Source organism: Bradyrhizobium sp. MI1.7 (genome assembly GCF_055811795.1).
The window spans coordinates 13932-36163 of record NZ_JBVVPO010000029.1 but is presented as its reverse complement, the minus strand read 5'-3'; the positions used below and the strand labels follow the sequence as shown (position 1 = coordinate 36163).

Annotated in this window: 21 protein-coding genes; 17 read left to right on the top strand and 4 right to left on the bottom strand. The window is 64.2% G+C overall.

The features are described from left to right. The first annotated feature begins 172 nt into the window (after positions 1–172). The gene (locus tag AC0L3X_RS24655; RefSeq protein ID WP_063986543.1) at positions 173–862 is read left to right on the top strand and encodes a hypothetical protein; all 690 of its coding nucleotides are present in this window, start codon (positions 173–175) and stop codon (positions 860–862) included. A 153-nt stretch (positions 863–1015) separates the two neighbouring features. On the opposite strand, the gene AC0L3X_RS24650 is transcribed toward AC0L3X_RS24655, so the two are convergent. After that, positions 1016–1258 (bottom strand): helix-turn-helix domain-containing protein, encoded by a 243-nt coding sequence (locus tag AC0L3X_RS24650; protein WP_063986544.1) that lies wholly within the window; start codon positions 1256–1258, stop codon positions 1016–1018. An 11-nt stretch (positions 1259–1269) separates the two neighbouring features. Next, a complete protein-coding gene (locus tag AC0L3X_RS24645; RefSeq protein ID WP_473316921.1) occupies positions 1270–1836 on the bottom strand; it encodes a DUF2975 domain-containing protein in 567 nt (188 codons plus the stop codon). A gap of 138 nt (positions 1837–1974) precedes the next feature. Between AC0L3X_RS24645 and AC0L3X_RS24640 the strand changes: the two genes are divergently transcribed. Further along, positions 1975–2412, top strand: a complete 438-nt coding sequence (locus AC0L3X_RS24640; RefSeq protein WP_084795231.1) for a DUF2147 domain-containing protein — start codon at positions 1975–1977, stop codon at positions 2410–2412. 194 nt (positions 2413–2606) lie between these two features. Beyond that, positions 2607–3050, top strand: a complete 444-nt coding sequence (locus AC0L3X_RS24635) for an SRPBCC family protein (RefSeq protein WP_063984525.1) — start codon at positions 2607–2609, stop codon at positions 3048–3050. Between the two features lie 169 nt (positions 3051–3219). Here the strand turns inward: AC0L3X_RS24635 and AC0L3X_RS24630 are convergent, their stop codons facing one another. Beyond that, positions 3220–4551, bottom strand: coding sequence for an Hsp70 family protein (locus AC0L3X_RS24630; RefSeq protein ID WP_063984526.1), 1332 nt, complete (start codon positions 4549–4551; stop codon positions 3220–3222). 347 nt (positions 4552–4898) lie between these two features. Here AC0L3X_RS24630 and AC0L3X_RS24625 point away from each other — a divergent pair, with 347 nt between their 5' ends. From AC0L3X_RS24625 to AC0L3X_RS24560, 14 genes are all read left to right on the top strand, one after another. Next, complete coding sequence (locus tag AC0L3X_RS24625) at positions 4899–5036, top strand: hypothetical protein (RefSeq protein WP_166098301.1); 138 nt, start codon at positions 4899–4901, stop codon at positions 5034–5036. 245 nt (positions 5037–5281) lie between these two features. After that, complete coding sequence (oxlT, locus tag AC0L3X_RS24620; RefSeq protein WP_063984527.1) at positions 5282–6574, top strand: oxalate/formate MFS antiporter; 1293 nt, start codon at positions 5282–5284, stop codon at positions 6572–6574. A 263-nt stretch (positions 6575–6837) separates the two neighbouring features. Continuing rightward, complete coding sequence (gene oxlT, locus AC0L3X_RS24615) at positions 6838–8175, top strand: oxalate/formate MFS antiporter (RefSeq protein ID WP_063984528.1); 1338 nt, start codon at positions 6838–6840, stop codon at positions 8173–8175. Positions 8176–8354: 179 nt separating this feature from the next. Continuing rightward, positions 8355–8783 (top strand): CBS domain-containing protein, encoded by a 429-nt coding sequence (locus tag AC0L3X_RS24610; protein ID WP_063984529.1) that lies wholly within the window; start codon positions 8355–8357, stop codon positions 8781–8783. Between the two features lie 98 nt (positions 8784–8881). Next, entirely contained in the window at positions 8882–9901 is a 1020-nt protein-coding gene (locus tag AC0L3X_RS24605) for a 2-dehydropantoate 2-reductase (RefSeq protein ID WP_063984530.1), read from the top strand. Positions 9902–9912: 11 nt separating this feature from the next. After that, positions 9913–10686 (top strand): fumarylacetoacetate hydrolase family protein, encoded by a 774-nt coding sequence (locus tag AC0L3X_RS24600; RefSeq protein ID WP_063986546.1) that lies wholly within the window; start codon positions 9913–9915, stop codon positions 10684–10686. A gap of 615 nt (positions 10687–11301) precedes the next feature. Continuing rightward, complete coding sequence (locus AC0L3X_RS24595; RefSeq protein WP_231144476.1) at positions 11302–12708, top strand: hypothetical protein; 1407 nt, start codon at positions 11302–11304, stop codon at positions 12706–12708. Positions 12709–12979: 271 nt separating this feature from the next. Continuing rightward, a complete protein-coding gene (locus AC0L3X_RS24590) occupies positions 12980–13183 on the top strand; it encodes a hypothetical protein (RefSeq protein WP_063984531.1) in 204 nt (67 codons plus the stop codon). Between the two features lie 60 nt (positions 13184–13243). Then, positions 13244–13894 (top strand): hypothetical protein, encoded by a 651-nt coding sequence (locus AC0L3X_RS24585; RefSeq protein WP_063984532.1) that lies wholly within the window; start codon positions 13244–13246, stop codon positions 13892–13894. 183 nt (positions 13895–14077) lie between these two features. Continuing rightward, positions 14078–14638 (top strand): hypothetical protein, encoded by a 561-nt coding sequence (locus AC0L3X_RS24580; protein WP_187387764.1) that lies wholly within the window; start codon positions 14078–14080, stop codon positions 14636–14638. A 271-nt stretch (positions 14639–14909) separates the two neighbouring features. Further along, the gene (locus tag AC0L3X_RS24575) at positions 14910–15905 is read left to right on the top strand and encodes an NAD(P)H-dependent flavin oxidoreductase (RefSeq protein WP_063984534.1); all 996 of its coding nucleotides are present in this window, start codon (positions 14910–14912) and stop codon (positions 15903–15905) included. A 25-nt stretch (positions 15906–15930) separates the two neighbouring features. Then, the gene (locus AC0L3X_RS24570; RefSeq protein WP_063984535.1) at positions 15931–16899 is read left to right on the top strand and encodes a quinone oxidoreductase family protein; all 969 of its coding nucleotides are present in this window, start codon (positions 15931–15933) and stop codon (positions 16897–16899) included. 256 nt (positions 16900–17155) lie between these two features. Further along, a complete protein-coding gene (locus tag AC0L3X_RS24565; RefSeq protein WP_063984536.1) occupies positions 17156–18529 on the top strand; it encodes a cation-efflux pump in 1374 nt (457 codons plus the stop codon). A 228-nt stretch (positions 18530–18757) separates the two neighbouring features. Further along, entirely contained in the window at positions 18758–21088 is a 2331-nt protein-coding gene (locus tag AC0L3X_RS24560) for a PAS domain-containing sensor histidine kinase (protein ID WP_063984537.1), read from the top strand. Between the two features lie 188 nt (positions 21089–21276). Here AC0L3X_RS24560 and AC0L3X_RS24555 read toward each other — a convergent pair whose 3' ends face one another. After that, a complete protein-coding gene (locus AC0L3X_RS24555; RefSeq protein ID WP_014496684.1) occupies positions 21277–22170 on the bottom strand; it encodes a LysR family transcriptional regulator in 894 nt (297 codons plus the stop codon). Positions 22171–22232 lie beyond the last annotated feature (62 nt).

Below are 22232 nucleotides of genomic sequence, written 5' to 3'. Positions count from 1 at the left end.
CCTCCAGCCAATCGACTGTGTGCACCGAAAGACTGCCAAGCTCCACACGTGCCGGCTCCGCCGCGAAGGGATAGCAGATCACACCTGACAGTACGGGGTCGGATTGGAAGCGTGAACGACTTGCTTCCTCCGTTGGCGTCAAGGCAAAGTGCTGGAAAACAGGGAGGTCAGCATGTCACTGCTTGGCAAGGCCGCCGTCGCGATGTGGTGGAGCGTCCGCCACGAGCAGCGCGCGGAGTTCGGCGACTGGCATTCCCACGAACATTTTCCCGAGCGGATGAGCATTCCCGGCTTCCGGCGCGGATCGCGCTGGACCAGCACGACGGACACCGACGGCTTCTTCGTGCTGTACGAGCTGGAGCGGTACGAGGTGCTCACGTCGAAGGGATATCTCGACCGGCTCAACGCGCCGACGCCGTGGTCGACCAAGATGATGCCGCACCATCTCGGCATGGTCCGCAGCCAGTGCCGCGTCGCCGCCAGCTTTGGCGGCGGCGTCGCGACCTCGCTCGCCACCATCCGGCTTTCGCCGGAGGCCGGGCGCGAGGCGGAGTTGCAGACACATCTCTCGGAGACGCTCGGCACATTGGCGCAGATGCCGGGACTGACCGGCGCCCACCTCCTCCTGACCGACACGCCCCGGACCAGCTCGCCCACCACCGAGCAGCAGATCCGCGGCAAGGACGGCGCCGCCGACTGGATCATGCTGCTGTCGGGTTACGATGCCGACGCGATCGAGCAGGTGACCGCCGACCGACTTTCGCCGGCGGCGCTTGGCGCTCTGGGCGCGCAGGACAATCCGACGATCGGCCGCTACCGGCTCGCCTTCACGATGACGCCGCAGGATGTGGCAACGATCTGACGGATCGGTCGTCCGGCCGGCCGCGAGGTAGAGCTCGCACCAGGCGAGCTCGATTCAAGTGAGCGCGCAAACGCGCCAACCGTTGCACATGGAGGACGTGTTTCAGGTTCTCGTGTGCAGCACGAAGGCGGACAAGGCACGCCAGGTGTAAGCTCAGCTCCCCTCGCCTGCATCCTCATCGCGGCCCTCCTCGCCTGCGACATATTCGAGGATGTCTCCGGGCTGACAATCTAGCTCGCGGCAGATCGCGGCCAGGGTCGAGAAGCGCATCGCCCTCGCCTTGCCCGTTTTCAGGACCGACAGGTTCTGGATGGAAATGCCGATTGCGTCGGCGAGGTCCCCGAGGCGGCGCTTCCGCTTCGCAAGCATGACATCGAGGTTCACGACGATCGGCACAAGCATTCACCTCAGATCGTCAGCTCGTTTTCGGACTGCAGCAGGATGGCGTGCTCGATGACGAATTTCAGCGCCATCAGGAACATCCCGCCCGCGATCGTGCCGATGTCGACGTTGTAGGACGGCAGGAAGAACTTGACGTCGCCGATCTCGTGCAAGGCATAAGCCACCGCGTTGCTGGTGATCTGGTCGATGAACGGCCAGATCACCAGAATGATCCCCATCCACCACACACCCTGAAGCGTCTCGGACGCGAAGATCCGGCCGCGTGCGAATCGGTGCACCATACGGTGCAGGATGCCGATCAACACGGCGAAGAACGAGAGCTGAAGCGCAAATAGCGTCCAGAACAACAGCTGTCCCGGGCGCGACATCTCGAGCGGATTGGCGACAAGGCCTGCGCATTTCACCTGGTCGGGACCAAGGCTCGCCGCGATCGAGGCGGAGGCGGTCGTGCTCCGGAGATAGGCGAGCCACACCACCACCGGCAGTGCCGCCCAGATCGCCCAGAACGCAAGATCGAGACGCCGGAACCAGCTCTGCCGGGCCTCACGTACCGATATCTCCACCACACCCATCTCCAAGCACTCCGCAATTTCCAGGCAACCACCCTCCCCCAATATGCATGTTCCGCACAATTGACTCAACCTTAAGCGCGATATATTGATCGTTTATCATGAAATATTTCATGACAATTGGTCCAATATGGAGCCCCCATGCGTTCCACCCTCGTCCGGCACCTGCTCGCAGCGCTGTTGTCCATCTCCCCGCTTGGAAACGCTGAAGCCGCAACGGCCAGCGGTCCCGCTGGTGTCTGGCTGACACAGTCTGGCGACGCGAGGATCAAGGTGAGCCGTTGCGGCAATGCGCTATGCGGCCGGGTCGTCTGGCTGAAGGAGCCGATCGATAAGAAGACGGGCAAGGCGCAGCTCGACGACCATAACGCCGATCCTGCATTGCGCGGCCGGAAGATCGTCGGCATCTCCCTGTTCATCGACATGCAGGCTGCCGGCGAAAATAAATGGTCGGGCAGGATCTATAATGCCGACGACGGAAAGACCTATGCGAGCACCGTCAGCTTGCTGCCATCCGGCAGTCTCAACGTCCGGGGCTGCATGGGAACGTTGTGCGCGGGTGAAGACTGGACGCGGTGAGCGGCAAACCGATCCAAAACAACGTCCAAGATAAGTTCCAAGACGAACAAAAACAGCATCAAGGGCCGCTGGTTTCGGCGGCCCCCGTTTATCTGCAATGCCATGTCGGATCGGCGGCGTCCCGGTCGTCCTTGAGACATGAATGGGCCGTAGACGCCAAGGTCGGGCCCATCGATGCAAGAGGATGAAAGAACATGCCCAGCACTGTACGTCTGCACCGCGTTCTCTCGACCAGTCCGGAGAAAGTCTATCGCGCCTTCCTCGAGGCGGATGCGCTGGCGAAATGGCTTCCGCCGAACGGCTTTACCTGCACCGTCCATCACCTCGAGCCCAAGGTCGGGGGCACGTTCAAGATGTCGTTCCGAAATTTCACGACGGGCAACAGCCACGCCTTCGGCGGCGAATATCTCGAGCTCGTCGCGGGCGAACGTCTCCGCTACACCGACAAGTTCGACGACCCCAATCTGCCCGGCGAAATCCAGGTGACCGTGACGCTGAAGAAGGTCTCGGTCGGCACCGAGGTCGACATCACCCAGGCCGGCATCCCTGACGTCATCCCGCCGGAGGCCTGCTATCTCGGCTGGCAGGAATCGCTGCGAAGCCTCGCAAGGCTCGTGGAGCCGGAGATCAATCAGTAGCGGCGAAATCAGTATCGTAGGGTGGGTAAAGCGCAGCGTGCCCACCGATGCTCTCTCAACCTCGGAAAGATGGTGGGCACGTCGCTCCGCGCCTTTGCCCACCCTACGGCACTGATGACAGCTCTCCGTCGTCATTGCGAGCAGCCAAGCAATGGCGGCTGTTGCTGGGCTACGCGCCCGCCTTCGGCGTAATCCCACCGCTTGCGGTCCAGCGATCGGGATCGGGACTGTGTCCAATCAGCGCGAGGCCGTAGGCGATCGACTCGAACTGGTCGCCCGACATCAGCCGTTCGTTGCCGAACCGGTCGGCGAACAGCTTTCTGACGGCCGGAACGAAGGAAGTCCCGCCGGTCAAGAACACCTTCTCCACCTCGCGCGCGGTGATGCCCGCTTCGCTTAGCACCTTGTCGACGGTGGCAGCCAGCCGGGCGATGTCGTCGGCAATCCAGGATTCAAAATTCTTCCGTGTGATGGTCGCACCGATGTCGACGCCGCCCCCCTTGAAGCGGAAGTCCACCTCGTCCCGCGCCGACAGCGCGACCTTGGCGTCGGATACCGCGCGGTAGAGCGAAAAGCCGAGGTCGAGATCGACGATGGTGATGAAATCTTCAAGGAGCTTCGGCTTCAGCGCGCTGCGCGCAAGCTCCCGGAGCTCGCGCAGATCGCCATTGCTCTTCATCATCGCGAGCTGATGCCAGCGCGCGAGGTTGGTATAGTGGCCGGTGGGGACCGGCAGCACCTTGTCGAACGAGCGGAAGCTGGACCCCTTGCCCAGCCGCGGCGAGACGACGTGGTCGACGATGCGGTAATCGAACGTGTCGCCCGCAATCCCGATGCCGGCGTGTCCAAGCGGCTCCGCACGCAAGGCACCACCCACGCGCGAGAAACGCATCACGGAGAAATCGCTGGTGCCGCCGCCGAAATCCGCAACCAGGACGGTGGCATCGCGCTCCAGCCGTCGGGCGAAGGAGAACGCCGCGCCCACGGGCTCGTAGACATAGCGCGCGTGGCCGGCGCCGAGGCGTTCGAACGCGGCCCGATAGCGCTGCATCGCCAGCGCTTCGTCGGGATTGCCGCCGGCGAACCGCACCGGGCGGCCGACCGTGATGTTGGACGTCTCGAAGCCGAACTTTTCGCCGCCATGGCGCGCCAGCGTGCGCAGGAACGCCGCCAGAATGTCCTCGAACTTGAAGCGCTGCCGAAACACTTGCGTGGTGTTGAAGCTGGAGCTCGCCGCAAACGTCTTGAACGACTGCAGGAAGCGGTAGACGTGGCGGCCTTCGAGGAACGTCTCGATGGCCCATGGACCGCCTTCGGCCTGGGCGCCGGCGCCCGGCCGATCCTCCCAGAAGCACAGCGCCGAGACGTAGACGCTGTGGCGCTGGCCGCCGTGATCGAAGCGGATGGCCTCGACCCGGCGATCGTCCGCCGCGATCGCGACGACCGTGTTGCTGGTCCCAAAATCGATGCCGATCGAGACGGCGGGCGAGGCGCTCGACATGAACCACTCTGACAGTTGATTGGAAAAGGGGGCAGACCACTAACGGCTTTGGCTGGGCCTGCCAAGACCTTGAATGTTGCGGTGCGGTTGGATTTGGAACCCGCGCGCCGCTCTGTCCGCGCTCTTTTGCCTCCGTAATGGGGGCCTTTTGGGGCCGATCTCGCAACTCCAGCAGCCCGGCTGGCAATTTTGAGCTCGGTTCGGTCCCTTTAACGGATCATTATGCTGCAATGCGGGAGCATGCATGCTGCTATGCAATGGCATGCATGGACACTGGCATCTGGTATACGTAGATTGCCCTTCGAAATGAGACAGCATCACTGACCGTCTCGAGAAAGGGAATTCAGATGTCCAAGACCGCTTCCGTCGCGCTCGCCCCCTCCGCCTCGCTGTTCACCCGCTTCCTGGCTGCGGTCGATCGCTTCCTGATGGCGAGCGCCGAGATTTCGAATCACAACGGCGACCTGCCCCGCTTCGGCCTGTAAGCAGCGCCTCCCGCGCGGCAAGCGCGACGCGCCGGTTTCAGAACCGTCCACATACTACTTTTGATGAATGGCCCCGCAGGACGGGGCCATTTCTATTTGCGTTGTCCCGAGTCACAGCCGCAACCGATGAAGGTCCTGCGGCATTTGCGCACGGTGACCGGACCAGCGCTTGAACCTTGGCATAATGAATACAAGAATGCCTCTCCAGCGCTCGCAGAAAAATTAGAGGCGCCACGGGAGGCTTTATGACGGACATGGTGCAGGCAACGGTTCCAACCGCCGCGCGGGTTAGCGACACGTATCGCTGGGCGCAATTGGCGGTCGGTGTAGCGGCGATGGTGATGATCGCCAATTATCAATACGGCTGGACGTTCTTCGTCCCCGACATCCAGAAAAAGTTCGGCTGGGATCGCGCCTCGATCCAATGGGCCTTTACGCTCTTCGTACTGTTCGAGACATGGCTGGTGCCGGTCGAAGGATGGTTCGTCGACAAATACGGCCCGCGCATCGTCGTGCTCGTCGGCGGCGTGCTCTGCGCCATCGGTTGGGCGATCAATGCGCAAGCCACCACGCTCAACGGCTTCTATCTCGGCATGATCATCGCGGGCATCGGCGCCGGCGGCGTCTACGGCACCTGCGTCGGCAATGCGCTGAAATGGTTTCCCGACAAGCGCGGTCTTGCTGCCGGCATCACGGCGGCCGGTTTCGGCGCGGGCTCCGCGCTCACGGTTGCGCCGATTCAGGCCATGATCAAGGACAGCGGATTCCAGACCACCTTCCTGTATTTCGGGCTCGGCCAGGGCATCATCATCTGCATCCTCGCCTTCTTCCTCTACGCGCCGAAGGCCGGACAGGTGCCTCCCGTTGTGCAGAACGCTGCGTTGCAACAGACCCGCCGCAACTATCAGCCGACCGAAGTGCTGCGCCAGCCGATCTTCTGGCTGATGTACTTCATGTTCGTGATCGTCGGCGCCGGCGGCCTGATGGTGACGGCGAACCTGAAGCCGATCGCAGTCGACTGGAAGGTCGACAGCGTTCCGGTGACGCTGATGGCGGTGACGATGACCGCGGTGACGTTCGCAGCCACGATTGACCGCGTGCTCAACGGCCTGACGCGTCCGTTCTTTGGCTGGATCTCCGACATGATCGGCCGCGAGAACACGATGTTCATCGCCTTCGGCATGGAAGGGTTCGGCATCTGGATGCTCTATCTCTGGGGACACGACCCGCTCTGGTTCGTGCTGCTGTCGGGCTTCGTGTTCTTCGCCTGGGGTGAGATCTACTCGCTGTTCCCCTCGACCTGCACCGACACGTTCGGCGCCAAGTTCGCGACCACCAATGCGGGCCTGCTCTACACCGCAAAGGGTACCGCCGCGCTGCTTGTCCCGATCGCCAACTACATGCAGCAATCGTCGGGCACGTGGGACAGCGTGTTCATCATCGCGGCCGGCGCCAACATCCTGGCTTCGCTGCTGGCGATCATGGTGCTCAAGCCCTGGCGCAAGGTCGTGGTCGCGAAATCGACCGCCGCCGCCTGACGCGCGCCACCACATCTAAACCAAGCACGACGCCCGGCCTCACGGCCGGGCGTTTTCGTTTTTTCAGAACCCGTCTTGGCTACCGCTGACCTGAAGGGAACCGTGCACTTTTCTTGCGCTGCGTCACAAGATTGGGCTTGCCTTCTGGAATATGGTATACCAATGTCCCCGCCGCGCTTGCGACGATAAGCCACAATATTTGCGACACTGGGTCATCTTGCAATCCCAGGTCGCATTCAATCAGGCGCGTTGGGAGGTTATTGATGATTTCCAGCACGGACGGCGCCGTCACAGCTGCGCCTCTTCGCACCGGTTTCCGTTGGTTCCAACTCGCCATGGGCATCGTCTGCATGGCGATGATCGCCAATCTGCAATACGGCTGGACGTTGTTCGTCGATCCGATTGACGCCAAGTATCATTGGGGCCGCGCGGCGATCCAGCTCGCTTTCACCATCTTCGTCGTCACCGAGACCTGGCTGGTGCCGATCGAGGCCTGGTTCGTCGACAAATACGGTCCGCGCATCGTCGTCATGTTCGGCGGCGTCATGATCGCGCTGTCCTGGGTGCTCAACTCCTACGCTGACTCGCTCACCCTGCTCTACGCCGCCGCGGTCGTCGGCGGCATGGGCGCCGGCGCGGTGTACGGCACCTGCGTCGGCAACGCGCTGAAATGGTTCCCCGATCGCCGCGGTCTCGCCGCCGGTGCGACCGCTGCCGGCTTCGGCGCGGGCGCCGCGCTCACCATTGTGCCGATCGCGACCATGATCGTAACGAGCGGCTACCAGCACGCGTTCCTCACCTTCGGCATCGGCCAGGGCCTGATCGTGTTCGTGCTCGCCTTCTTCATCCAGCCGCCGCGGATCTCGATCCCGCCGAAGAAGAAGCAGCTCAATCTGCCGCAGACCAAGATCGACTTCACCCCGCCGCAGGTGCTGCGCACCCCTATTTTCTGGGTGATGTATCTCGTTTTCGTCATGGTCGCCTCCGGCGGCCTGATGACCGCGGCGCAGATCGGCCCGATCGCGCACGACTTCAAGATCGCCGACACGCCGGTGACGCTCGCGGGCTTCCAGATGGCGGCATTGACGTTCGCGATCTCGCTCGACCGCATCTTCGACGGTTTCGGACGTCCCTTCTTCGGCTGGGTCTCCGACACGATCGGCCGCGAGCACACCATGTTCATCGCGTTCGGCACCGCGGCGGTAATGCTGCTGACGCTGTCGGCCTATGGAAACATACCGATCGTGTTCGTGCTCGCGACCGCGGTGTACTTCGGCGTGTTCGGCGAAATCTACTCGCTGTTCCCTGCGACCTGCGGCGACACCTTCGGTTCGAAATACGCAACCACCAACAACGGCATGCTCTACACCGCGAAAGGCACGGCATCCCTGCTCGTCCCGCTCGCCAGCGTGATCTCGGCAACGTACGGCTGGAAGGCCGTGTTCGTGGTCGCGGTGGCGCTGAACGCGACGGCGGCGCTGACGGCGCTGTTCGTGATCAAGCCGCTGCGCCGCTCCTTCATCCTCGGCAAGGAAGCCGAGAGCGCCAACGCTGCGACCGGCACCGCCAAGACCGGCAACGCCAAGACCGAGACAGCGTAGCGACCACACGCCTTTCAATCGGTCGAAAGGGGCGCAGCGATGCGCCCCTTTTCCTTTTTGGCACGATGACAAACGTCAGTATTGCTGCCGCAAGAATTTTCGGATCAGCCAAATCGAATGCTTGACGATTGGCATTATGTATACCACACTTCCCCTGTCATTCACCTAGGGAGGTTGCAATGCTGGTCGGAGACATTCTGCGCAAGAAGACACCGCGCGTTGTCACGGTGCGAATGAACGAAACGGTGGGTATCGCCGCCAAGCTGATGCGCGCCAACAATATCAGCGCGCTGGTGGTCAAGGACGTGGTCCGCTCCGAAGGCAACACCGCGGTCGGCATGTTCACCGAGCGTGACGTGGTGCGCGCCGTCGCCGAGCATGGTGCCAACGCCATTAACGTCAAGGTCTCGCAGCTCGTGTCGGTGCAGCAGCTGGTGTCCTGCAGCTCCTCAGACACGATCGAGCACGTCCGGCATCTGATGAACCGCAATCACATCCGTCACCTGCCGGTCATCGACGATTACAGCCTCGTCTCCGTCATCAGCATGCGCGACATTGCTGCTGCCGTTGACGAAGCGATCAACGGCTCGCCGCAAGCAGCAGCTTAAAGCGTCACACTTCCCCTGCGACTGCCGGCCCCGGCTCGGACCTCTCCGAGCCGGACCGGATCTTTCGTCCCAAAATTCCGGACACCCGCGAGGATTTCATGAAGATCTGCATCTACGGCGCCGGCGCGATCGGCGGATATCTCGGGGTTCAGCTCGCACGCGCTGGCGCCGACGTCAGCCTGGTCGCGCGCGGCGCCCACCTTGCCGCGATGCGCGAGCGCGGGCTGACCCTGCTCGCGGGCGAGGAGAAGCACACCGTGCATCCGCGCTGCACCGACGATCCCGCCGAGCTCGGCGTGCAGGACTACATCATCATCACGCTGAAGGCGCATTCGATCACCGGCGTGATCGAGAAGATGCAGCCGCTGCTCGGGCCGCACACCCGCATCGTCACCGCCGTCAACGGCATCCCCTATTGGTATTTCTACAAGCACGGCGGCCAATACGAGAATTCGACGCTGGAGAGCATCGACCCCGGCGGACGGCAGTGGCGCGAGATCGGCGCCGAGCGCGCCATCGGCTGCATCGTCTATCCCGCCACCGAGATCGAAGCGCCCGGCGTGATCCGCCACGTCTACGGCAACAATTTCCCGCTCGGCGAGCCCTCCGGCGAAATCACCTCGGACGTGCAGCGCCTCGCCGATCTCTTCGTCGCCGCCGGGCTGAAAGCGCCGGTGCTTGATCGCATCCGCGACGAGATCTGGCTGAAACTCTGGGGCAATGTCTGCTTCAACCCGATCAGCGCACTGACCCATGCAACGCTCGACGTGATCTGCACCGATCCCTCCACGCGTGCGCTGTCGCGCGCGATCATGGTGGAGACGCAAGGCATCGCCGAGACGTTTGGCGTCAAATTCCGCGTCGACGTCGAGCGCCGCATCGAGGGCGCCCGCAAGGTCGGCGCGCACAAGACCTCGATGCTGCAGGATCTCGAGCGCGGCCGTCCGATGGAGATCGACCCGCTCGTCACCGTGGTGCAGGAGATGGGCCGCCTCACCGGCATCGCCACGCCCGCGCTCGACTCGGTGCTGGCGATGGTGACCCAGCGTGCCCGAATCGCCGGCCTCTATGACGGCGTCTCCGCGCCTGCCGATCCCCGTGCACTGGCGGTGGCGTGATGGCGGGCGAGATGAAACAATGGCTGCGCTTCCGCCATGCCGGTGCGACCGGTTTCGGCACCCTGACGCAATCAGGCATCAGCGTGCATGAGGGCGAGATGTTCGGCCGCCATGCAGCCACGGGCAAGACTCTGGCGCTGTCGGAGGTCGAGCTGCTCGCGCCTTGCACACCCAGCAAGATCGTCGCGCTCTGGAATAATTTCCACGCGCTCGCCGCCAAGCTGAACCAGCCCGAGCCGCCGGAGCCGCTCTATCTGTTGAAGGCGACCACCACCATCACGACGCCGGGCGCCGTGATCCGCCGTCCCTCTTATTACGACGGCAAGACCACCTATGAGGGCGAGCTTGGCATCGTCATCGGCAGGACCTGCGCCCGTGTCTCGCCGGCCGAGGCGGACAGTTTCATCTTCGGCTACACCTGCGTCAACGACATCACCGCCAACGACATCCTGACCAGCGATCCCACTTTCCCGCAATGGGCCCGTGCCAAGGGCATCGATGATTACGGCCCGTTCGGCCCCGTCATCGCAACCGGCCTCGATCCGGCCAAGCTCACCGTGCGCACCATCCTCAACGGGGCGGAGCGGCAGAATTATCCGATCTCGGACATGATCTTCACCGCGCAGGAGCTGGTCAGCAAAATCTCCCACGACATGACCCTGCTTCCCGGCGACCTCATCGCCGTCGGCACCTCGGTCGGCGTCGGGGTGATGAAGGAGCCGGTGAATACAGTGACCGTCGCGATCGACGGCATCGGCGAGCTCACCAACGAGTTTCGGCTGTAACTCGCTGCGTCATTCCTAGGCCGCAAATCCATCGTGGGCCCGGAATGAAGGCTCGCCGGCCATTTGCGCCGCAGCCCGACAAAAATTGATCCTGCGCAAATCGGCGGTCGCGGCTGCCGCTATCCTTCCCGGCAACAGATCGATTTCTGATGCAAGGGAGGATGTCATGTCGAATGCCAGTAATGCACTTCTCTGGGCGGCTCTGTACTTCGCTCTCTCGTTCGCTGCGATCTTCGTGGTCTGGTTCGCCGACAAGATGCGCACGAACTTCCTCGGGAAATGATAGCCCGAGGCTCGCCGGCTCGCGCCGACGCCTGCTGCTAGCCTCCCCGAAAGGGGCCCACGCAGTGCCGTAGCCCGGATGGAGCGAAGCCTAATCCGGGACGGGCGTTTCTGCGCGCGCAGACCGCGGATTGCGCTTTGCTCCATCCGGGCTTACAGGCCTTGCCCCGCTCCCCGGGAAAACCTGGCACCCTGCTCTCCGCCAATCGACTGACGCAACCAGCAGTGGATCGCGCGACCGGAAACATCTGGCAACCCCGCCCGCCCCTTGATCTCGGTTCCGCTCTCCAATAGCAACTATGGCGAGAATGTGTCCCGGGTGGGGAAGTCACGATGTGGCTGTTTTTCGTGGTTGCCTGGTTTGTCCTGCTAGCCGCCATCGCGATCCTCGCCCAGCAGGCGTTTGGTTATGACGTCGCGCACTTGCCCGCCCTGTTTGCGGACCTGCCTATGCCGCAGCGTCTCGCAACCGGCGCGATCGTGACGCTCGGGCTGGCGCTGATCGGCGCCCCCGCCTGGCGGCTCTCGCGTCAGGACCGGCGCCTCAATACCCTGCGCGACCGCCTCAAGAAGACCCGCGAGGATGTCGTCGTCGCCCACGCCCTGCAAAACCACCTCGACGCCACCGTCCAGCACCTGATCGAAAGCGATCCCCGCGAGGCCGTCTCCGCCCTCCATGACAAGCTCGGCGAGACTGAGCAGCGCGCCCTGCTCCAGCAGGGCCGCAACGAATCCACCGACATGCACGACCAGCTCGCCGAGATCCGCCGGCGCCAGCAGGGGGTGCGAGAGATGGTGGGAAAGGTCGCCGATCAGCGGCGCGCGGTCGAGCCTGTTTTCACCGAGATCCGCGACCGCCAGAACCAGCTCGAACGCTCCCTGCTCGACCTCGAGACCGACGACCGCAAGAACAACCTCGCCGACCGCCTGAAAGATGTTGCGCGCGACGTATCGGCGCTGCTGTCACGGGTGAACGCGGTCCAGGACACTTTCGTGACCCTCAGCCAGTACAAGGAAGATCTGGCGAAATCCCATGCCGAGCTGGTCCCGCTGCGCTCGTCGGACGCCGGCATCAATGCCCTGATCGGCGAGCTCGGCCTCAGCCATGACCGCCTGGCCAAGAGCATCGACGAACTCGAGACCGGCGGCGAGGCGCCGCTCGACACTCGCGTCGAGACGCTCTCGAAGAACAAGATCGAGATCGCGCAGCGCCTCGCCCGCATCGACGACAGCTTCAACATCCTGAAAGCGATCCGGCTCGATTTCGAGGAGCTCGGCCAGCGCCAGGCCCTGCTCGAACGCTCGCTCGCCGACGTCGAAACCGACCCCGACGGCAAGACCCTCGTCGACCGCCAGAACGCGCTGAACGATTTCGTCCTCCAGTCGCGCCAGCGCCTCGGCGTGTTGCAGGAGACGCTGGCGACGCTGAACGCGTTCAAGACGGAGCTGTCGAAGTCGCAGGCCGACCTCGTTCCGCTGAAGGCGCCGGTGTTCGGCATCGAGGCCCTGATCGCGGAGGTCGGCACCACCCGCGATCTTCTTGCGAAAACCGTCGGCGAGATCGAGGCGAACGGCGACGTCACCCTCGCCTCACGCGTCGATGCCCTCGCCAGGAGCAAGCGCGAGGTCGAAGACCGCCTCGCCCGCATCTTTGACAATTTCAACGCGCTCGATGCCTTGCGCAAGGACATCGGCGGCATCTTCTCGACGATCCGGAACAGCTTGAACAGGATCGGGTGAGAGACGCGTAGCAGCAGCGTAGGATGGGTAGAGCGCAGCGAAACCCATCATCGCTCCCCGCGCAGATGGCCGATGGGTTTCGCTGCGCTCTACCCATCCTACCGACCAGGCCGCGCAGCCCGAAACATCCAGACACATCACATCCCTGTACACCCGATCAATGCCGCCAACATGTCCCGCGGGTGCCGCAACTTGGACGCATTCGGCCGCCTTCTATGAGGCGTGTCTGGGGGCACGGCCGTGCCGTGTTTGGACCAAACCTTCTAGGGGTATGACTGTGAAGAAAATTGTAATTGCTCTGGGTGCGACGCTTGCTCTGGTGACGGCTGCGAACGCTGCGGATCTGCCGCGTCGCCAGCCCGTTCCCGTCTATCCTGCGGAGCAGGCGCCGATCGGCAAGATGCCGATTGGCAAGAGCCCGATTGGAAAGGCCCCGATCGGCAAGGCGCCCGGCCCGGTCGCTGCGCGCTACTGACGCGCAACGGAAATACGCGCAAGAAATCTGCGTAAGCGGCCGGTAGTCGAGGGGCACAACGTGACGAACACATCTGATCGATCGGGATCCTGCATCCTCGCGGGATTCGCTCTCGCGGCGATGCTCGCCTGCACCACCCCCTCGGCCTCGGCCCACGAAGCGAACAAGCGCGTTGCCGACGCCAATGCGCTTGCTACGACCGACTCCGCATCACGACCGGCGCCGCAATCGACGCGGCGCCCCGTCGCGCGCGCAGAGAAAGGTCCCTACTACGTCGACTTCCGCGCGCGGACGGCGGCGAGCTGGGGCCATGCGTTCGTCTGGTATGGCAAGACCAGCGAGCGCGCCGTCGAAGTCGCGGGCCTCACGCCCGCCGGCGACACCTGGGCTTATGTGCTCGGTCACCTCACCTGGGTGCCAGCCGAAACCGGCGCGAGCTACGGCGATCTCGATCCGGACTATCTGACCGCGAACTACCGCGTCTATCTGAGCGAAGCCGACGCCAAGCGCGTCTTCGCCTATATCAAGAAATTGCAGGCGAGCTCGCCGGTCTGGAACGCTGAGACCACCAACTGCACCGGCTTCATCGGCGACATCGCCGAGTTCATGGGCCTGCAGGTCCCCTACCGCTGGCAGCGCCCGGAAAAATTCGTCAACAGCCTCAAGGAAATGAACGGCGGCCGCCAGATGGTGCGGCTGTCGGCGGAGTAGCCGTTATTCGCCTTTGACATGATTGGCGAGCATTCCTCGACAGTGCTATTGTAGGTGGTGAGCAGGCGCTGCGGGAAAGCGTCTGGCGTAGCGTAATCAAAACTCAATCGAGGCAAGACCGAGGACTATAAGCAACGCGCCCAGGTGCCGCTCATCCGTTCCACAACCTTCACGGAGGTCGAGATGGCTAACAATCAGACGGGCTCAAGTGCTGACCGGTTGAAGCATCCATTTCTCGAAAAGCTCGGCGCGATACCGGCCGCAGCCGAGGGCCTCTTCGCATACAGCGCGAAGATCGTATGCGGCAAGCAATCCGAGGCAAGCTGCTGTTGTGTCGCCGGCGCCCGGCCGGGCGTGTATGCGACCGAGGTCAACATTCAAAATCTCAACCTGGTGACGGCACCGGTTCTGAAGTTCGTCGTGCCCTTGATCAACTCGGGCGCTGTTGTTGCGCGTGAACCCGACGTCGCCGATCCGACCACGTTCGCTGCACGTCAGGTAGAGGTCATCAAGCTTCCTCCGTTGGGGGCGACGATGGATGATTGCTGCCGTATCGCAGAGATGCTGCTGGGCGCGACCCCGAGCGGAGACACCGCGCTCACCATCGCTATCTTGACGATTGTCAGCCAATTCGAACTGTCTGTCTCCGTCGTCTACACCGCGAACCCTCTGAGCGGAGACGGCATCAGCATCGACGTCGAGTATATTCCATCGCGACTCCTGCGGCTTCGTGGCCAAGGTTGACGCGGGATCCAGTTGGCGCTCGGCCTTCCGGGCACCCTTGGAGCAGCACCTTTGCTACCTCTCCGCCGTCGCCCCTTTTCGTCAGGACGACGGCAGGAGAATACGCCAAGCGCCCCGCACCAAAATTATCCGCCCCACGGAATCCCCTCACGCCTCGCATGATCGCCCCGCCCCCACCGCACGGCGGCGCAATAGACATTTCCCGACCCCGGCGGCATCCTGCCGCCATCAACCGATAACAGAGCGCCACGCGAGGCGGGGGAAACAGATCATGCTGCAGACACGGTTCACAAAGCTCGTCGGCGTCGAGCACCCGATCGTCCAGGGCGGCATGCAATGGGTCGGACGCGCCGAGCTGGTCGCCGCGGTCGCGAACGCCGGCGCGCTCGGCTTCATCACGGCGCTGACCCAGCCGACCCCGGAAGACCTGACCAAGGAGATCGCGCGCTGCCGCGACCTCACCGACAAGCCCTTTGGCGTCAACCTCACCATCCTGCCCGCGATCAAGCCGCCGCCCTACGCCGAATACCGCGCCGCCATCATCGAGGCCGGCATCACCGTGGTCGAGACCGCCGGCAACAAGCCGCAGGAGCATGTCGACGAGTTCAGGAGGCATGGCGTCAAGATCGTGCACAAATGCACCAGCGTCCGCCACGCGCTCTCGGCCGAGCGCATGGGCGTCGACGCCATCTCGATCGACGGGTTCGAATGCGCCGGCCACCCCGGCGAGGACGACACCCCCGGCCTGATCCTGATCCCGGCCGCCGCCAACAAGATCAAGATCCCGATGATCGCCTCGGGCGGCTTTGCCGATGCCCGCGGCCTCGTCGCCGCCCTGGCGCTCGGCGCCGAGGGCATCAACATGGGCACCCGCTTCATGGCTACCAAGGAAAGCCCGATCCACCAGCTCATCAAGGAGAAGATCGTCGCCAATGACGAGCGCGAGACCGAGCTGATCTTCCGCACCATGCGCAACACCTCGCGCGTTGCCAAAAACGACATCTCGACCAAGGTCGTCGCCATGGAGAAGGAAGGTGCGAAGTTCGAGGACATCCGCGAGCTGGTTGCGGGCGCCCGTGGTAAGATGGTCTATGCGACCGGCAATTCGGACGAAGGCATCTGGTCGGCGGGCCAGGTGCAGGGCCTGATCCAGGACATCCCGAGCTGCGCCGAGCTGATCTCCCGCATCGTGCGCGAGGCCGAAGCCATCATTCGCAGCCGGCTCGAAGGCATGATCGCTCATCCGAGCGCACAAGCCGCTGAATAATCACTGCAAGAAGCGAGAGTAATTCATGAAGGCTTATGTCTACGGCCCTGACGGCGCTCAGATTTCCGACGTCGCTCAACCAAAGCCTAAGGGCACGCAGGTGCTGGTCCGCGTCCGCGCCTGCGGGCTGAACCGCGCCGACACCGGCATGCGCAAGGGCCACGCCCACGGCGCCGCCGGCGGTGCCGGCACCGTGCTCGGCATGGAATGGGCCGGCGAGGTCGCCGAGCTCGGACCGGATGCCAAGGGCGTGAAGGTCGGCGACCGCATCATGGGCTCGGGCGGCGCGGCGTTCGCCGAATACACCCTGGCCGATCACGGCCGGCTGTTCCGCGCGCCCTCGAACATGAACTTCGAGGAAGCCGCCACCCTGCCCGTCGCGCTCGCGACCATGCACAACGCGGTCGTCACCGTTGGCGGCGTTCAGCCCGGGCAAGCCGTGCTGATCCAGGGGGCGAGCTCCGGCGTCGGCCTGATGGCGATGCAGATCGCGCGGCTCAAGGGTGCCAAGCTCGTGATCGGCTCGTCGACCGATCCCTATCGCCGCGGCCGGCTCAGGGAGTATGGCGCCGACCTCGCCGTCGACTCCTCCGACCCCAAATGGGTGGACGAGGTGCTGAAGGCGACGAACGGCGAAGGCGTCGACCTCATCGTCGACCAGGTCTCGGGCAAGGTCGCGAGCCAGAACCTCGCCGCCACCAAGGTCAAGGGCCGCATCGTCAATGTCGGCCGGCTCGGCGGCACCCATGCCGACTTCAACTTCGACCTGCATGCCGCGCGCCGGATCGACTATGTCGGCGTCACCTTCCGCACCCGCACCATCGAGGAGGTCCGCGAGATCTTCGACGAGGTCCGCAAGGACATCTGGGGCGCGGTCGAGTCACGCAAGCTGCAGCTGCCGATCGACAAGGTCTATGCCTTCGCCGACATCGACAAGGCGTTCGAGCACATGGAGGCGAACAAGCATCTGGGGAAGATCGTCGTGACGCTGTGATCCCTGGCCGGGCGACGAGCGCGCGGTCTCGTAGGGTGGGCAAAGCGAAGCGTGCCCACCACAGCGGTTGATCAGGAGACACTCGTTGGTGGGCACGGCGCTACGCGCCTTTGCCCACCCTACGAGACTGAGCCGGTGGCATAAGCGAGCATTCAATTCGGAAGCATTCGCAATAGTTTCGCTCCTGCAACTCACTCGCGACTACAGCTGTGGATCGTCGCTTGATGTTCAGCCCTAGGCTGCTAAATCCCGGGCCATGAGCGCACAGCACAACAAGACCTCGGTCGCCGCAATCTCGATCTTCGCCAGCGGCGGCATGGCAGCGGCCAAGTTTGCGGTCGGGATCGCGATCGGCTCGCTGGCGCTGATTTCCGAGGCCCTGCATTCCTCGATCGACCTGGTCGCGACCATCATCACCTGGGCGGTGGTGCGGGTGTCCGACAAGCCGGCCGACGAAGAGCACCATTACGGCCACGGCAAGCTGGAGAGCATCTCCGCGCTCGGTGTCACCGCCCTGCTCTACGTGCTGGCCGGGGGCATCCTGGTCGAATCCTACAGCCGCCTGCGCGAGGGAACTCCGCCGCCGACCATCTCGGCCGTACCGTTCGTGGTGCTGGTGATCGACATCGTCGTGAACTTGTGGCGTGCCCGCGCCCTGCACCGCGCCGCACGGGAAACGCGCAGCCAGGCGCTCGCGGCGGACGCGCTGCATTTCGCCTCCGACGTACTCGGCTCGTTCGCCGTGATCATCGGCCTGATCCTGGCCGCCCTCGGCTTCTGGTGGGGCGACGCCGCGGCGGCCGCCGCCGTCGCCGTGATGATCGCCCTGCTCGGCCTGCGCATGGCCGGCTCGACCGTGCAGACGCTGGTCGATCGCGCCCCCGAGGGCGCGCAGGAGAAGGCCACGGCCGCGATCCTTGGCGTGCCCGGCGTGATCGACGTCGAGCGGCTGCGGCTGCGCATGGTGGGCGCGACCACGTTCATCGACACCATCGCGAAGGTGCCGCGAACCTATCCGATCGACCGCGTCGAGGAGATCAAGCGCAAGGCGCAGGCGGCGGTCGACAAGGCATTCGGCGACGCCGACCTTACCTTCACCGCCGTCCCCGTCGCGCGCGACAACGAGACCGTGCGCGACCGGATCATGGTCATCGCACACAATTCCGGCCTCGCCATCCACCACGTCACGGTGCACGACCTAGGCGCCAAGCTGATCGTCGGCATCGACCTCGAGGTCGACGCCGGGATGCAGCTCGACGCCGCCCATGACATCGCCAACACGCTGGAGCGCAGCATCCAGGAGGAGTTCGGCGCCGACGTCGAGGTGGACGTCCATATCGAACCATTGGAACCGGAACTGCCGTTCGGGGTCGATGCCGTGCCGGAACGGGTGCGGGCCATCGCCTCCGCCCTGACGGAATATGCCGCCGGCGGCGAGATCTACGACATCCACAATGTGCGTGTCCGCAACACCGACGCCGGCGAGATCGTCAATTTCCACTGCCGTGCCACGCCCTCGATGAGCGTGATCAAGGTGCACGAGCATGTCGACGCGATCGAGCGCGCGCTGCGCCGCGCGTTCCCGGGCGTGAAGCGCGTGATCAGCCACGCCGAGCCACCGCGGGCGTGACGCGAAATGTGCGGGGAGTCACACGTTCTCGTTTCGGACTCGCCACGCACGTAAGTTTGCGGACGCAAAATGCGCAAACTGCGCGTTGGATAAGAATAAATTCGCGTTAACGATTCGTTGACTCTCGACAGCCTGCGAAAACTGGATTCAAATCGGTCATGATTCGGAAGCGACGTGGGGCTGCTTCCGAACTCAAGTTGCAAGCAGGTTTTCCAGGGGGCAGAAGGCATGTCGCGTGCAGACGCCGCGAACGTGCGCGTCCAATCCGATTCAATCAAGGGATTGGCGCAATCGATCGCGAAACCTGCCTATCATCGGCTCCTGATCGCGGAGCCGGCGCTGCGCCGCGCCGTGCCGACGCTGATCATCGCCTTCCTGGTCACGATCTGTCTCGGCGCGTTCGTGCAGGTCGTCGATCAGACGCGCCAGAAGCGGCAGGTGCTCCGCCACGACATCTCGGCGCTGGCCGACCTGCTCGCTGAGCGGATCGATCGCCTGACCTCGTCGCGGCAGGAGCGGCTCAAGAACATCGAGAACCTGCCGACGCTGCTGCCCGATCTCATCCCGTCCTGGGGCACGGCCTCCGGCCGCCACGTCGTCGTCACCTCGGCCGGCGTCGATCGCCGCATCCTCGCCCGCATTCCGATCGACCGCGACCCCTCAGGCAACGACCGCCTGCTCGATGCGATCACCACGGCGCAACTGGTCGCGGCGCCGCCGCGCGACAACAACGTCTCCGACATGACGCTGCCGAACGGCAACGCCGCGATGGCGACCTCGCGGCAGATCAAGTCGCTGCCGGGCCTCGTCACCGTGATCCAGGAGCGCAACGAGCCGATCTGGGGCTCGGACGCCGCGCTCTCGGTGACGCTGTCGGCGACCACCGGCTTCGTCGTCCTGATCCTCGGCTTCGCCTTCCACTGGCAGTCGACGCGCGCCCGCGAGGGCGACCTCATCAACGACGCCGTGCGCGGCCGCATCGACACCGCGCTCAACCGCGGCCGCTGCGGCCTGTGGGACTGGGATCTGTCGCGCGGCCGGATCTTCTGGTCGCAGTCGATGTTTTCGATGCTCGGCCTCGACGGTCGCAACGAGCTCCTCACCTTCGGCGAGGTCAACGCGCTGGTGAAGTCCGACGACATCGACCTGTTCGAGATCGCCGACCAGCTCATCTCCGGGAAGATCGACCATATCGACCAGACCTTCCGCATGCAGCACGTCGACGGTCACTGGATCTGGCTCCGCGTCCGCTGCGAGAAGACGCACGGGGCGACCGATTCCAGCGTGCACCTGATCGGGATCGCCGTCGACATCACCGAGCAGAAGAGCCTCGCTGAACGCACCGTCGAAGCCGACCTCCGCCTGCGCGACGCCATCGAGACCATTCCGGAGGCCTTCGTGCTGTGGGACGCGAGCGACCGCCTCGTGCTCTGCAACTCGCACTTCCAGCGCCTGCACAAGCTGCCCGACAGCGCCGTCATCCCCGGCACCTCCTACGAGACCGTGCTCGAAGTCGGCCGCATGCCGGAGGTGCGCACCCGCCACAACGAGACGGCCAGCCAGGGTCCGGGCGCACGCACCTTCGAGGCGCAGCTCGACGACGGCAGCTGGCTGCACATCAGCGAGCGCCGCACCAAGGACGGCGGCTACGTCTCGGTCGGCACCGACATCACCCGCATCAAGGAGCACGAGCAGAAGCTGGTCGACAACGATCTGCGCCTGCGCGCCACCGTCATCGACCTGAAGCGCTCCCAGGCCGCGCTGGAGCGCCAGACCAACGAGCTCGCCGACCTCGCCGAGAAGTATCAGCGCGAGAAGACCCGCGCCGAGGAAGCCAACCAGACCAAGTCGAAATTCCTCGCCAATATGAGCCACGAGCTGCGCACGCCGCTCAACGCCATCATCGGCTTCTCCGAGATCATGGGCTCGGGCATGTTCGGCGAGCTCGGCTCGGAGAAGTACCAGGAATACTGCCAGGACATCCTGACCAGCGGCCATTACCTGCTCGAAGTCATCAACGACATCCTCGACATGTCCAAGATCGAAGCCGGCCGCATGAAGCTCGACATGGAAGAGCTCGACCTCGGACAGACGCTCGCGGAGTCCCTCCGTGTCGTCTCCGGCCGCGCGCAGGACAAGCATCTGACGCTCGACGCCGGGATCGAGAAATCGATCTCGGTCGTTGCCGACCGCCGCGCGACCAAGCAGATCATCGTCAACCTGCTCTCCAATGCGGTGAAGTTCACGCCCGACGGCGGACGCATCGTGGTGCGCAGCCGGCAGCTCGACGACAAGATCGTGCTGTTGATCGCCGACACCGGCATCGGGATCGCGCCGCATTCGCTGGCACGGCTCGGCCGCCCCTTCGAGCAGGTCGAAAGCCAGCTCACCAAGACCTATCACGGCTCCGGACTTGGACTTGCGATCGCGCGCTCGCTGGCGCAGCTCCACGGCGGCTCGATGCGGCTCCGCTCGAAGATCGACGTGGGCACCGTCGTCCGCGTGACCCTGCCGCGCGATGCGATCAAGGCGGCGTCCGGGATGTCGGCTGCGGCCTAGAGCATGGCGGGAAGCTCGCCTGCGGCCATCCTTCGAGACGCCCGCCTCCGGCGGGCCCTCAGGATGAGGGCGGAGTACGCGGCAGCTGTTTCAACGAACGCCGATACAACGGAGCCTCATCCTGAGGAGCCCGCGAAGCGGGCATCTCGAAGGACGAGGCGCTTGCTCGGGCCCTCCCGCTCTGGCCCCTACAGCTGCAGCGACGGCGCGACTTCGCGCGCGACGTTGACCAGCGCCGCGATCAGCGGCGTCATCGGATCGCGCTGCGGGATCACCATGCCGATGCTGTAATTGACATCAGGATCGGTGATCGGGATCGAGCGCACCGTATCGGACAGGCCGAGCGTCTCGGCAAGCTTGGCCGGCATCACGCTCGCCCAGCGCCCCGTCTTCACATGCGTGAACAGCACGAGCAGCGAGTTCGAGGTCAGGGTCGGCGTCGCCTCCGCGCCGACCGAGCGGAGCGCGCGATCGATGATGCGGCGGTTCTGCATGTCGGGCGTCAGCAGGCACAGCGGCACCTGGCCGACCTCCTTCCACGTCACCGTCTCGCGATCGCCGAACATTCCGTCCGGCGCGGTCAGCAGACGATAGCTCTCGTTGTAGAGCGGAATGGTGCGCACCTTGCCGATCGGCTCGTTCTCGATATAGGTCAGCCCCGCATCGACCTCGAGATTTTCGAGCAGCCCCAGCACCTCGGATGAGGTGGTGGACTGGATGCGGAAGCGCACCTCGGGATGCTTGGCGCGGAACGGCGTCGTCAGCTGGGCGACCATGCCGAGCACGGTCGGGATCGCCGCGATGCGGATTTCGCCGGAGAGCTGATGCTTCAGCCCGTTGATCTCGTCACGCATGGCGCGGGCATCGCCCACGATCCGCCGCGCCCAATCCAGCGCCCGCTCGCCCTCGGGGGTAAAACCCTGGAAGCGGGAGCCGCGCTGCACCAGCATCACGCCAAGGATCTCCTCGAGCTGCTTGAGCCCGGTCGACATCGTCGGTTGCGTCACGCCGCAGACTTCTGCAGCGCGTCCGAAATGCCGCTCCTTCGCCAGCGCCAGCAGCAGTTCAAGCTTGTCGATCAACCGGTCGTCCCCTCGGATGCCATCGTGGCATGCAAGCTAGCACGGCGGGTCATTACCAACAC